This is a genomic window from Paenibacillus sp. ICGEB2008, assembly GCF_000307675.1.
GTDB classification, from domain to species: Bacteria; Bacillota; Bacilli; order Paenibacillales; family Paenibacillaceae; genus Paenibacillus; species Paenibacillus polymyxa.
The window spans coordinates 163,219-177,927 of sequence record NZ_AMQU01000026.1; the positions used below are offsets into that span (position 1 = coordinate 163,219).

General features: G+C 50.5%; 5 protein-coding genes and 1 pseudogene. All 6 read right to left on the reverse strand.

Annotation, left to right across the window (positions count from 1 at the left end; genetic code table 11):
- Positions 1-35: 35 nt before the first annotated feature.
- The 6 genes and pseudogenes from C400_RS0121565 to addB all read right to left on the reverse strand — a co-directional run bounded on the left by C400_RS0121565 (position 36) and on the right by addB (position 14,579).
- Positions 36-1,380, reverse strand: a pseudogene (locus C400_RS0121565) (aminotransferase-like domain-containing protein).
- A gap of 351 nt (positions 1,381-1,731) precedes the next feature.
- A complete protein-coding gene (locus tag C400_RS0121570; protein ID WP_017428162.1) occupies positions 1,732-2,136 on the reverse strand; it encodes a hypothetical protein in 405 nt (134 codons plus the stop codon).
- 261 nt (positions 2,137-2,397) lie between these two features.
- Complete coding sequence (locus C400_RS0121575) at positions 2,398-5,787, reverse strand: AAA family ATPase (RefSeq protein ID WP_017428163.1); 3,390 nt, start codon at positions 5,785-5,787, stop codon at positions 2,398-2,400.
- Complete coding sequence (locus tag C400_RS0121580) at positions 5,784-6,968, reverse strand: exonuclease SbcCD subunit D (protein ID WP_017428164.1); 1,185 nt, start codon at positions 6,966-6,968, stop codon at positions 5,784-5,786. The genes C400_RS0121575 and C400_RS0121580 overlap by 4 nt, the downstream gene beginning before the upstream one ends.
- Before the next feature lie 28 nt (positions 6,969-6,996).
- Positions 6,997-11,016 carry a helicase-exonuclease AddAB subunit AddA gene (gene addA, locus C400_RS0121585; protein WP_017428165.1) on the reverse strand — a complete coding sequence of 1,340 codons (4,020 nt, stop codon included), beginning with the start codon at positions 11,014-11,016 and terminating at the stop codon, positions 6,997-6,999.
- Positions 11,013-14,579 (reverse strand): helicase-exonuclease AddAB subunit AddB, encoded by a 3,567-nt coding sequence (addB, locus tag C400_RS0121590; RefSeq protein ID WP_017428166.1) that lies wholly within the window; start codon positions 14,577-14,579, stop codon positions 11,013-11,015. The genes addA and addB overlap by 4 nt, the downstream gene beginning before the upstream one ends.
- Between the last annotated feature and the right edge of the window lie 130 nt (positions 14,580-14,709).

The following is a 14,709-nucleotide window of genomic DNA, read 5'->3' on the forward strand; positions in this document are numbered from 1 at the left end:
TATGTTTCTATATGTATCATAACGGAAAATGGGGCTTAATACCAGTTTCCCTTACTAACTTCCTCTATTATAGATTTAACTCCTTTATCAATTAGATCCGGCTGTGCACGCGAAATACTTATACGCAAAAATTTTTCTTGTTCCCTGTAGCTTGATAAATAAAAACCTTTGCCAGCTACAACTTGGATGCTTCTCGCGTTAAGACTGTGTACCAAACGTTCCAAATTCACCGTCCTCGGCAGCTTAAACTGCGTATAAACACCTGAGGTTACAGCTGGAGTTTGAATGTACCCGGACTGATTGTATCGTTCCACCGCCTTGTTCAGAATACGAACGCGCTCCGAATACAGTTTGGATATCGTGTGTTTATGGCGTTCATACATTCCATTTTTAATATAGATATCAAGTGCTGCCTGAGACAAAATGGATGTGTCAACATATCTTTTATAGGTACTGAACGTCTTTAATAAGTTTTCTGGCAGTACCGCAACCCCTAATCGCAAGCCAGGGAAAATGATTTTTGAGAAGCTTTTCAAGTAAATAGTGTGCTCTGTCTGATCGTATGCATAAATGGGATCAACAAGATGATCAACTCCCAAATCAGCCATATAGTCATCTTCTACGATGTACACATCATATTTGGCAGCCAAGGCAGCTATCGTTTTTCGTTCTTCCGTGTTATATGAGATACCGAGAGGATTATGATGCCTTGACATGGTATAAAAAAAATTTGATGTTACCCTGCTTAAATTGGTTCTCCAACTCATAAAAATCCAGACCTTCCGCTGTCCGCGCAATCGCATTGACGGGTATGCTTTCTTCCTCCAAAAAACGCAAATAAATATCGTAGCTGGGCTGCTCGACCAAAATCTTTTCTTTGCCATTGGGAAACGGCATTTTCGCGAGTATTTCTAATGCTTGTTGAACACCTGAAGTAACGATAATCCGATCTGTTTTTGCAAACACCTGAGTATCAGCCAAATGAGAGACGAGCGTATGTCGCAATGTTTCCAATCCTTGCGAATCCCCATATGTGAACAGATGATATTTGTAAGTGTCAATAGCCTGATTTAGACAATGCTGAAAATCTAGATATGGAAATACATTTAAATCCGGGGATGCTGAAGCAAAATCAACGTAGTCGGAAATATGGCTATGGTGTACGTCACTGGGGTTTTCCACTACATAGTATCCGCTTTGCGGTATGGAATAAATGGCATGCTTCCTTTCAAGTTCAGCATAGGCTCGCAGAATTGTGCTTTTGCTGCACTTGTATAGCTCCGAAGCATCACGGACCGATGGCAGCTTGTAACCAGATCTATATTGTCCCTCGCGAATTTTAAGCTCTATATCTAATAAAACCGAAACATATTTTTTCACGATATCCTCCTGCCTGTTCAGTACATCCTCTTTATATGCTTATTCCTTCTTATGTTTCTGTACACGCTTGATGTTAACATGGTTTTTAGATAAACAGGATACCTCTTTTCACTAAACTGTACCCATACAGTCTCCATTCATAAATCATTGTAACCTCGATAAAGGCTGTAAGCGTTATAGCTCATTAACATATTGAGACGGTAGATGTGAAAAAGAGGCTGTTTCTTCATGCTGGAAGAAACAGCCTTACTTAGTGATGATGTATGGATATGCCTATATAGCCACTTATACTGTACAAGGGCTGTAGGCGGGAGAGAGTAGAACGATGGTCAGGCAACGAAGAAGATCGGATTAGTAGTAAGGCAGTAAACTAATCGCTGTCAACGCAGCAAGTGGCAGAATCAAGCGATTAAAGCGGCGACGTCCGTATGGGAATCCATACGCATAGGCGGGTACTGGGACCGGGTAAGGGTACGGATAAGGGTACGGAGGATAAGATGCATAGCCGCCATAAGCACGGGAGCCGCATCCACAATTGTTGGGCGGATAGGGGAGATTAACATTCTCCATTTCTTCTCCACCCATAGGAACGGCTAAGTATATCTTTTCATCATCCACATGCTCTACAATTCCGTCATACATTGTCCCGTCCTTCACCCATACGCATACATAACGATGCATATGCTGTTGACATAGTGTTTTAGCATCCATCTGTTGCGATGCTGTAACATTTTCGGTTATCATGCTTTTTTCCATGGTTGTTTCCTCCTAGACTCTTGCATGTATACCGTATGTTATTCAAAAACGGGCTTTGTGCTACATCAAATTGGGCGAATTCCGGCTACAAAAAAAAAGAAGCACCCCGGGAGCTCTTGGCAGAGCCCCTCTGAACGGACGTATGACGGGAAGACTTCTTCCGCAGCATACGTCCGCCGGGGTGCTGTATGATTAACTTGTCGGCTTAGCTGTATTATAACAACAGTTTGAAACTGTATCTGTGATCCGTATCACATTGTTTCAAAATGTTTCCATAACTACACGAGAGCCTCCACCAGCCTGCTCTGCGGGAAGAACAACCAGCTTGCGTGGGAGCCGGGCCCGCAATTCAGGCACATGGCTAATCACACCAACAGATAATTGATCGTGATGCAGCTTTTCTAGCGAGGTAATCACTGTGTCAAGCAGTTCGGGGTCCAACGTTCCAAATCCTTCATCCAGAAAGAAAAATTGTAGAGGGTATTGGCCCCGCAATTGAATTTGAGCCGACAGCGCAAGCGCAAGCGACAAAGAGGTCAGGAACGTTTCGCCGCCGGACAAGGTCGATACCGGACGTTTGACCCCACCGTTGGCATCATCACTAATGACAAAACCACCGCTGGAATCTACTTCTAGCGCATAACGCTGCTTAGTCAGAAAACGCAGGCGGCGTGAAGCGGATTGGCTGACCTGCATGAGCTGCTCTTCGGCAATATATTCAACGAAGGCATTGCCTCGAAAAACAGACTGGAGCTTGGACATTTTTTCCGCCTCGCTACGCAGATGTAAACGATTGGACTCCAGCTCCATCCAGCGGACGTGCCGACGCTGCAAGTCCTCTAAATCACGTTCAGCCTTGGCGCGATTCTGAAGCGCCTCTTCGTCGCGTGCACGGCAATCACGCAGCCTCGCAGTGGTCGTTTCCCACTGTTCCTCTGTTACTGTTGCTCCATTCAACTGCTCTTCGACATGTTTTAAGCGGGAAGACAGCTCCTTCTCCCGTTCTCGGTGCAAATTCACTTCACGCTCATAGCGTGTGGCTTCTTCCGGTCCCAAGCAGCATTCCAAGACCTCTGCTTCCGTAGCAAAAGAGGAAGCTTCCAGACGGATGCCCCAACGGGATGCTGCCGTCTGCCGTCTTTCTTCTGCCGAGTCGGAGGCCTGCCGCGCTATCAGTGAAGCATGAACAGCCTGCTGCTTGCGTTCTTCCGCTTCGGTACGGCGGCGGGCAGCGGCTTCGGCTCCGTTTTTCAGTCCCAACAAGCGTGAGGTCGCTTCTTCCAGCAATGAGGCTGCTTGGCCTTCTCCAACCCACTTTCGGAGCTGTTCTTGCTTTTCACGCAGCAAATCATCTTTACTTTGCAGCCCTGTACGACGGGCAATAATGATTTTGTCCTCCTCGATGATGCTTTGCTGTATCTGCTGTACACGCGCTGCCTTTTCTTCGAGGAAAGTCACGCTCGTCTCCAGTCGAGATCGCAGCTCCTCCGCACGCCGGTCGCGCTCCTGCATGGCGCGATAACGCTCCGCAGCTTGGTCGGGGCCGACATCCGGCAGCTGCGCTGCCCATTCGGCGCGCAGCCCCTCGCTGCGCGTGGTACATGCCTCACGCTTGCTCCGCGCCTGCGCCAGGGCTGCAACCGCCGCTTCCTGCTCGGCGGCCGCACGGATACGCCGCTGCTGTCCGGCGGTGTCCGCCTCACGCAGTGCCTGTGCCTCGGCAGGCAGCGTATGCGCACGCGCTGCCAGCTCAGCCGCTGTACGCTCCAGCGCTGCACAGCGCTCCGCCCATACGGCGACACCACGAGGCACAGCAGCCGCAGGCGTAAAAGGCTCGCCCGTGGCGGCAGCGCCGCTGTCTGCGGCGGCGGGCTGCGTCAGCAGGCTGCGCTGCTCGTGCAACTGCTGGCGCAGTGTGAGACGCAGCTCCTGTAAGCCGAGCCGCAGGCGGTGCAGCTCATCCGGCGCAGCGGAATCCGCGCCATGGGCCGCAACAGCGGCAGGCGCGGGGTGATGCAGAGAGCCACACACTGCGCATGGCTCTCCTTCGCGCAGCTCGGCAGCGAGATGTTGCGCGAGACGCGCTAGCTCCTCGGCACGGAGCTCGTGACGCAGCTGCTCCTCCTCGGTAACCAGTGCCGACACATCGGCTGTAATTTCCGCATCCAGCGCCAGCAACGCCTCAATGCCTTCAGCCACCTGTGCAGCAAGGACAGAACGCCGTGCCTCCGTCTCCTGTGTCTCCTGCTCCATTAGCTTTAGACGTTCGTCTGCTAGTGTAAGCCGTTTCTCCTGAGCTAAATACTCCTGTTCAGCTTCACGCCATTGCTCATGCGCTGTCTCCAGCTGTTGTAGCCGCTGCACAGCCTCTTGCAGCATACGCCGCTCATCTGCCCGCACTTCATTTTGCTTCAACTCCTGCTGAAGCTCCTGCTGCCGCTTTAAACCTCGTGTCTGTAACTCTTGTTCCTTTGCGAGACCTGCAGCATGCTCCGCAAGGGTTTGTTCGCTATGCACCAATTCGGCTGCCAAACGTTCTCTTTCGGTCCGCAGCACCTCCGTATCACGTTCCAGTTGAAGCGCCTGCTCCAGTTGGTCGATCCGAAGCAATAGCTTTGGTTCTTCGGCACTAAGTGCTTGTCGCGCCTGCTCATCTGCTTGCACAGATACAAGCGCTGTCTCCGCTGCGGAGGCAGCCTGGACTGCCATCTGTTCAGCATTCTTTTGCCGTTTTTCTGCTTCGGCAACGGCTTCCTTCCAATCTGTCAGTGCAGGCAGCAACGCCTCCGCTGCAGATGCTTGTCGCAGCTTGCGCTCCAGCAAAGCAATGCCTGGTTCCTGTCTTGCCATATCCTCCAACTCATTCACTCTTTGGCTAAGCTCCATGACCAGTTCCCGTGTTTTGTTCAGCACCTCCGCTTCCCGTGAAACACGCTCTAGCTCGCGGCGCGAGGCCTCTGCATGGTCCATCGCTTCTTGGAGGCGCAGCTTTACAAGCTCAAGCGCTTCAGCACTCGCATCCCCCAGCCCTTGCTGCTCCGCTTCCAACGACTTCAAGGCGATGTCGTTATCCTTCACACGACGGCTCAGCTTCTGAGCAAGTTGATCTCCGTACTTCTCCAGATGGAACAAACGCTGAAGCATCTGTCTACGTTCACTGCCCTTTAAGGATAAAAATTCCGCAAACTTCCCCTGCGGTAATACGACAGCGCGCGTAAAATCGTCCATTTTCAGGCCGATGTACTCCTCCACACAGCGCGTCACATCCTGTACTTTGTCAGCAAGTACTTCCTCGCCGTCTTCTGTATATGCAATAAAACGGCTAAGCGTATTATTAACCGATACGCCTCCTGCACGTTTGAAACGTCGTTCTACACGGTAACGGCGAGGTCCTTGAGCTGACATTAATTCAAATGTAAATGCTACAGACAGCGTATCCTCGGCATGATTCATGATGCCTTGTGTACCATTCACCGCCCGCTCCACCTTACCGTACATGGCCAACGTAATGGCATCCAGCAATGTTGATTTACCACTACCCGTTGGACCAAAAATTCCGAACAGTCCCGTTTCGGTCAAATCGTCAAAGCGAATTTCCTGCGACTCCCGGTAGCTTTGCAACCCCGCCAGTTTCAGAAGGATCGGTTTCATACTTCATCCTCCTCAGCGTGGTCTCTTGCATCATCCTGTTCTACCAGTTCCAAAAACAACTGTACTAATCCGTCATCCGGCTGTGCTCCGCCCGTCTGTCTTTGGTAAAACGCCCGGAACAACTCATGAACCGGCAGTTCTGAACGTTGCTGTTCCAACTGTGCCGCCGCCATTTCTGGGTACACGGGCCGAATATGAATGATGCCTTCACGGCTTTTGCGCAACCGTTGAATATCTCCCATTGACATCGCTTCATCCAGCGTAATTTCCAGGTCAATAAAGGCATCAGCATCCAGTCCTTCATCCAGCCAGCGATATACTTCCTCCAGACCTCCCCGTGCTCGCCACCTCACTAATGGGCGTCCACTGGTAATATACAGTTCCTCAACCTGTGCTGGCTTGCCGGCAATCACGTCAATTAACGTAACTGATTTGGCTTGTCCAGCTTCGGAAAAGCTATAAGCCAGCGGAGAACCACTATAACGCATCAGCCCATCGCCCTTCACATATTGGGGACGATGCAAATGCCCCAGAGCCGTATACTGCGCTCCAATGCTCAAAGCAGACGGATCTACGGTATAGGCTCCCCCGACCTGAATCGGACGTTCCGAATCCGACTCCAGCCCGCCAAGCACATATATATGGCTCATCGACAAATTAACAGTATCGGGCCGAAACGCTGTACCCAGCTGTGACATCAGCATCCCTACACGACGGCTATATGCCTCGCGTAATATGGTTTCATCCCCGTCTTCAGACAATAGCTCATTCAGACGAGACTCAGACGGATATGGCAAGGCCGCAATACATGCCATTTCGCCCGTTCGCGGTGTACGAACGCGCACTGCTTCCCCATGAGGCAGTCCCAGCAATGTAATTCCACGCCCGCTCACCAGCGGGGTGACCGAGGATACTCTTTCCGGCTGATCATGATTGCCGGCAATGACGACTAGCGGTCTTCCTCCAGCCGTAAGACGAGCAGATGCTTCATAAAACAATTGCTCTGCGGCGGCCGAAGGATTGACTGAGTCGTACACATCCCCAGCCATCATAATCAAATCAGCCTGCTGGTCGTCAGCCATTTTCACCAATTCTTCCAAAAACGCCTCCTGCTCCTTCAGACGGCTTCGACCTTCCAATGTGCGACCCAAATGCCAATCCCCTGTATGCAAAATCCGCATGCTATTCCCCCTCTCCCTATCTATATCACTACAGCTGCACACTCTCTCCAGCTTCTATAAAATACAACCATTTCTCAGCAACCTTTTTGCCTGTAATCTCTTCAATCACACGGGCATACAGCTCCAATTGAAAACGATATTGGTCTGTTAAATGTGACAGCGTACGATATTTGGTTATCCGGTCTGTTTTATAATCCAGCAGCACAAGCCCTTCGGGAGTTTCAAACAAACAGTCAATGATCCCGTTCATCAGCACTTTATCGTCCCGCCCGCTTTCCGTAACTGTCTTCTGTTCTGGCAACACCGCAGGCAAACTGTGGTTCCAGTAATCGGTTGCCCGCATGGTATAAGTAAACGGAAGCTCACGCTGAATACGGGATGAACCCAGCATTCTCTCCCCTAGCTCACTAGAGAAAAACCGTAATATTTTATTCGTATCCAGCGCCTTTGCATGAACATCCAGTAAGATACGTTGATTCAGCAAACGAGCTTTGGTTTCCTCAATAACCTCAGCGCTCAAGACTCCATCTAGGGGCACATGCAGCATCAACGTATGATAGACCGTCCCTCGTTCTGTAGGAGTCAGTCGCTGATTTCCCATAAACTTAGGTCTGCGCAAGTGTAATTGACTGCCCCTAGTGTCAGAATCTTCGCGATCCTCTGGTAAGTCTGCTTGTTGGGAGATAGAAGATAGATTCAGCCAATCATCAGATCCTATCTCCTGCATCTCCAGCCATCTTTTCATCTCTGTGACCGATGTATTGGCTGCTGTCTTGCCCGCCCGTTCATACGGGTAGGTCCAGGAAAGAGCCGCAGCAATATCCGTTTCACTTTCTTCGTCTAATTCGATTAGCTCAACATTTCTCAGTGCTTCTGTTTTCTTTTGGCGTTCTTCGGCCGATACCTCTTCTCCACGATCCGAGTTCACACGAGAGCCAGAAAGTGTTTCTGAGGCTACGATTTTAAATAACCAGTCTGCCCCCGGCATGTGTTCCAGTCTGTGATAATACCCCTCCTGATCCCCTGCCGCTTCCCTCAGCGAAGTTGCAGAAGGATGACGAATCAATGCAGGACCTACCCAGTCCAGATAGCTGCGACCTGCCGCCAGCATATAGTCTGGTAGTACTGTTTCCGCATGTTCCTTGGCACGTGCCCAACCTGCTGCGCGGGAAGCGAGATCCTTCACGGTTCCGGTCATAATCAGCTTTTCACGCGGACGCGTAAGCGCTACGTATAGCACACGCATTTCTTCAGCCAAAAGCTCCAGCTGTGAGCGTCGACGGATCGCTAAATTAGGCAGCGTAGGGTAGCTAACGCGGTTTTGTTCCTCCACATATTTAGGACCAAATCCCAACTCCTTGTGCATAAGAAACGGCGCATTCAGATCCTGCTGATTGAACATTTTTGCCGTCCCGGCAATAAACACGACAGGAAATTCAAGTCCTTTACTTTTATGAATAGTCATAATGCGGACAGCCTGATCGGGTTCAGTCCCCCCGCTGATGGATCCTAAATCACCGCCTCGCTCCCGCAGACGGGAAATAAAGGTCAGGAATCGAAACAAGCCTCGGTTGGACGTAGAAGTCTCATACTGTCTCGCTCGGTCATATAAAGCCCGTAGGTTGCTTTGACGCTGTGAGCCGCCAGGGAGTCCACCCACCCAATCCAGATATCCTGTTTCCTCCAGCACATTCCAAATCAATACACTTAAGCTTCCTTGTCTGGCTTCCTGCCGCCATGCGTCCAAATTACGCAAAAATGAACGTAGTCGGGTAGACAACGTATTCCCGTCATTCCTATGGACTGGGTCAGGTGGAGATAGCGGGTCCTCAGTGAAAAGATCCATCTCCATAACATCAGCAGAGGTCTCTTTTAAACTCTCCTCAACTTGTTCAGTCTCTGCCGCCGCCAGCAATGCATCATAAAACATTCCATCCGGCTTCTCTAGACGAATTTGTGCCAGTTCATCTTCGGTCAAGCCGACAATTGGCGAACGAAGCACGGATGCAAGCGGGATGTCCTGCTGCGGATTATCAATAATGTGCAGCAGGGACAACATTACCTCAACTTCCGTTGCTTTAAAAAAGCCTGTCGTCTGCTCTCCAGAGGCTGGGATGCCCTCAAGCCGCAATTCTTCCACAATTAAGGGAGCCCATACGCTTGCTGAACGAAGCAATATGACAATATCACCGTAGACTGCTGGACGCATCGCTTTTAATCCCTTGTCATAAATCAACAGTGGCTGTCCAGTATCTCCAGTCAGCTCCTTGATCCGTTGAGCGATTGCACGAGCCTCCAACTGAGCCGTTTCAAGCTCCGCAAGCTCGGCCAGCTCACTTTCCTGTAAAGCCGATTCGTCCCCCGTTTCAGACAACTCCGAAACCTCAGAAAGACCACGCCCGCCTTTATCAACTAACATCAGTTCAGGCGCGTATGCAGAAGCAGCGTCCTTCTCTGTCTTCTCTGGGTAGGACGCGCCGTGTACGAGCCAGGCTCGTTCATCGTACTCAATTTCCGCCACACCCACACTCATAATCTGGCGGAACACCAAATTAACCGCATCGACAACTTCCTCCCGACTGCGGAAATTACGCGCCAGATCAATCAAAAAGCCATCTTCCTGTTCCTGCATGCCGTATCGTTGATACTTATTCAAAAACAGCCCTGGCTCTGCCAGCCGAAACCGATAAATACTCTGTTTCACGTCTCCCACCATAAAACGGTTACCCGGTTCCTCGCGCGATACCAGTCTAACGATATCTTCCTGTACGGTATTCGTATCTTGATACTCATCCAGCAGTACCTCGTCGAACTGCGCCTTGTATTCAAGTGCAGCATCGGAAGGTAACAGCTTGTACGGAGTAGATTCGGGGTGTCTTAATATTTTCAAACAATAATGCTCCAAATCCCCGAAATCCACCAGTCCTTTTGACTGCTTGTGCTGTTGAAATCGTTCCCCGAAAGCAATCACAGTCTCCACCAGTTCGTCCATCAGAGGAGCGGTCGCATGCAGTTCCTCCAAATAAGCTTCTGCTCTCCGACCGAACAGGGAAGCCTTCATATCCGTAATCATTTTTTTGGCAGCCTCGCGCAGCGTCTTAACCCGTTCCTGCAATGCAGGCTCGGTTTGATCTTTTTTAACTGGCTTGAGCTTGCCAAAGGATGCTGCTTGAAATTGATCATACAAGGATGCCCACGGCTGTGTCTCGAGCTCTTGCAGTAATTCCTTCACCATCGCCGTATCCTCTTGCAGTGTCATGGCATAGGGTGCAGGACCGCCAGGCTGCATAGCTGTTTCATGCGCCTGTTCCAGCAAACTCGCTGCTCCGCGCAACGAAAGGGCAGCATCCGTCAAAATACTACGAACCCAAGGAGTCTCCCCCAAAGCTGCTACATCCTGTACACGAAATGCTGCTGCCGTCTCGCGCAGCCAATGCTCCGGCCAAGGATGACTTTGAGAAAAATCATACAAACGCTGAACAAGCACATACATGGCATCATCGGTGCGTTCTCCACTAAACCAGTCGACCAGTCTGCGGAATGTGCTGCCTTCATCATGAAGCTCATATTTCTCCTCAAACAGTTCTTCTAAAAGCTCTTGGCGCAGCAATTCTGTTTCATGCTCATTCATAATCCGAAAGCCGGGATCAAGAGGAATGGCCTGATAATGCCTGCGGATGACCTCCATACAAAAAGAGTGAAGCGTCGTAATCGAGGCTCGATTCAACAACGATAGCTGGCGACGTACATGTTCACTTTCCGGTTCCTGTTCCAGCACACGTTCCAGCGCTTCGCGTATCCGTTGACGCATTTCTGCGGCTGCAGCCTTCGTAAAGGTCGCCACCAGTAACCGATCTACACTGAAGCCGAGCTGAGGATCAACAATTTTGCGAATAATACGCTCTACGAGCACCGCTGTTTTACCAGACCCTGCCGCTGCCGCAACCAGCATGTTGTTACCGGATTCCGAAATGGCACGCCACTGATCATCGCTCCACATGCTTCCTTCCGGCTTCGGCAAGCCTTTAGCATTTGACGTGCTTATCATTGCTTCATTCCTCCTTTCCCTTCCTGTGTATGACCCAGCAGATCCCAGACCTGATCCTTACCCGGTTTCCCCCATTGGTTGTAACCACTGCCTTCCAAACTGTCGTCAAATTGACAAACAGGCTTAAAAGAACAGAAGGTACATGCCGTTTCTTGCTGGATGCGATAAGGTTCAATGGCAACATCGCCTTCCGTCATCCGTGTGCCAATCGTCCGAATATTGTTGCGCACCGACGCTAACAGGCTATCCCATTGTTCAGGCGAAGCAACGGAAGCACTGCTATAAAAACTGCCGTCTGCTTTCACTGCAACAGGTAAAATAGAAGAATATCCTTTGTCCAATGCTGTATCCATTTGCCCAACTACATCCCGATCCGCGAGCAATAATCCCTTCATCTTAAAACGTTTCAAGAGCTCCTGACGCGCCTGTTCTGCGCTAAGACCGTTAGGCGATTGCAGCATCGGATTGTGGACGTGAAAATACAGTGTACCCGCTGGATAAGCAGTCTCGCCCAACCATTCCTCCGCCGCATTCAGCAGCACGTCCAGATATGTGAGCATTTGCAGGGATAAGCCATAATACACCTCATGCAGCTTAAGATCCTTTTGGCTAGACTTGTAATCAATGACACGCAAAAGCAATCCTTTTTCTCCTTCTGCCACATCCACACGGTCAATCCGTCCGACAATTTCCATCACCACGCCGTTATCTAACCGGAAGCTTAAGGGAGGAAGCGGCTGACCCGGTCCGAAGTCCAACTCCAGCCCAATCGGCTCAAAGCTACCTCTCCGTGCATGTTCACCCAAAATTAATGAAGCACGGCTCACAATGTCTTTTAACTTGCGCAAAATATAGCCATACCGCTTGGAGCTCATTAAAATCTCGCCTTGCAGGCGAGGAGCAAGACGCTCCACCGTACTTTCCGCCTCTTGGCGACATTCCTCGGTAGTGAGGCTTCCCCAACTGACATTACGTTCACGCAGATTGATCGCCATCTCACCAAGCGCTGCATGGAATAATTGTCCGATATCCGGAGCCTTCAGACGATACATTTGACGTTCCTTCAAACGAAGACCATGAGAGGCAAAGTGAGAAAATGGACATGCGACAAAACGTTCCATCCGAGATACACTGGTACGCAGCTTGCTGCCATACAGACGGCGGCTCGTTTCCTTCTGCATTTCTGCATGATTCTCGTAAAAAAGTGAGGTCAACAGCTGACGCAACTTGTCCTTCTCACCTCCCTGCTGGCTGGCATACCAGTTATATACCTCCCACCAGGGAGATAAAATATCACCGCCACGCCGCCAATGCCGTAATTGCGCAATGAGCTGCGGCAATGCCTCAGACGGATGGGAAGCATACTCCCATTGCGTCGTCCAAGCGTCTTCAGGCAGAGGGTATCCAGCCAGTGGACGTTCATCCAGACCAGGAAGCAGTTGCCGCACATGTCGCACTAACTCTGACGGCAGCAATGGCTTGCCTTCTTCATCAGTCACCGCATAGCTCATCCATAGGCTTTTACCAGCAGAGGTCAGGGCCGTATAAGCGAGAAACCGTTCGTCCAACAGACGTCTTGTCATATCTGGCGCCAGCTCTACACCTTGTTCATTTAATGCCGTACGTTCCTGCTCATTGAGCACCCCATCCTCATGGAACACAGCCGGCATTACACCTTCGTTCATACCTATCACAAAGGCATGTTGAATACCGGATACACGCGTACGGTCCGTGTTTCCGACCAGTACCTGATCCAGAGCCGGTGGAACAAGCCCCATACGGAACTCAGCCAATCCCGTTTCCAGCACACCCGCAAACAAAGCAGTATCCAGTCTCTCATCACCCATCATTTCGACGATTTGATCCAGCAGTTCAAGCACCGCATCCCATACCTGACGGTGCTCCTTCGCCTGCTCAGGCTTTCCTGCTTCTTCTGCCTGATGAATGAAAGCATCCAGCTTGTGACCGATTTCTGCGTCCTCCAGCAACAGATACACGGCTTCGCTCTTCTCAAGCGCCGTTCGAGCCTTCCCTATACGCTTCTCAAACGCATGCAAAGGCGTCACAATCACATCTCGGCACAACTCCATCAAATCCAGCGTTTCATCCCGTTGACGGTTACGTTCCTGTTCCTCCAGCTCGAGCGATAAACTGGGCACAGCCTGCCACGCCCGACCATCTGTCCAACGGCTACCTTGTATTCCGCAGGCCAGCACATAGTTTTCCAGACGGTCCATCTGCTCGCGGCTCACTCGACCGTCCAGCGGCAATAGAAGGTCTGTTTTGACCGCACGAAATACATCCTCGTATCGCCAGCGTCGCTGCACGATATCCAGTGAAGCCCGAATCAATTCCACCAAGGGATGATGAAGTATACTTCTCCGCTGGTCCAAAAATACTGGAACCTGATACTGCTTGAATATCGGTTCCACCCATGGCTCATAATCTTCAATATGACGCACAAACAGGGCCATTTCCCGATAACGCGCACCTTCATCGCGGGCCAGGCGGCGCATTTCGCGTACGGCTCCTTCCAGCTCGGCGCGGCGATTTGCCGCAGCATACAGTTTTATGCCCTCCGGTTGTGTATCTGTCCATTGTTCTCGCAGTTGCTGTAGCCGCAACCGTTGTTCCTGATTCCGCAGCCCTGTGCGATGTTCGAAATTAGCCTCCAAATACGCCAACGCTGGACGTTCTTTAAACCTAGGCATTGGATCGGGGCGTAATAACTGTGTCTGCGTTTCAATCATCAGCTCCTCTGCCATTCCTTTAAGCTTGACGTAGGTAGCCGCTGAAGGATGAAACAAATCCAGCTCATGCGGAAGCTGTCCACTTTCGTAGCTTCGGTTACAGGTCAGCGCCACTGTCAGCGAAGAGGCGTGCAGCATAAGCTGCTCCACCACCTTGTATTCATGTGGTGTAAACCTCCGGTAGCCATCCATCCAAATGTCTGCTCCGCGCACGAGGGAAGACTGTGCAATCTGTTCTGTCAGCATGCGAAGTGTATCTTCACCATCGATATATTTAAGCGTCAGCTCCCGTTCAAAATCCTCATAGATTAGACTGATATCCTTGAGCTTGCCTCTTAAAATCGGAGTGGACTCCCCCGCAGCATGCATTCTATCCAGTTGCTCCGGTACAGACCGAGCATCATTTCCGTACTGCTTTAGCTCTGTGAACAACGTATTCAACCGATCCACAAAACCGAGTTGGTCTCCCGAATCTTTAAATAAACTCAGTTCATCCTTGCGACGACGAATAATTTTATATAAAAGCATCTTCTTGCCTTCTTCTGTTACAGGCATCAGTGCTGAACCCCCTGTTTCCTGCATGACTAAATAGGCAAGACGATGGAATCCCATCACTTGGGCGCGCACCGACCCCTGAATACCGTTTCCGACTTCGGTGAGCAACGCATGCTCTGAAGCAAATGACGATTGCTCAGGCACAAGTAACAGCATAGGCTTACCTAGCGGCTCCTCGCGTAACATAGAGGTCATTTCATTACGGATTAACGTGCTTTTACCACTACCAGAGCGGCCAATCAATAAGCGGACCGACATGATGCCGCCTCCTTTCCAACCAACAACATTCTATTAAACAGTATAGCATATCAGGCAAAGGAGAAAAGAACGTACGTTTGCCATGTTGTAGCAATTGGGCTCTTCTCAAAAACAAACAGTCCCGCAGGAT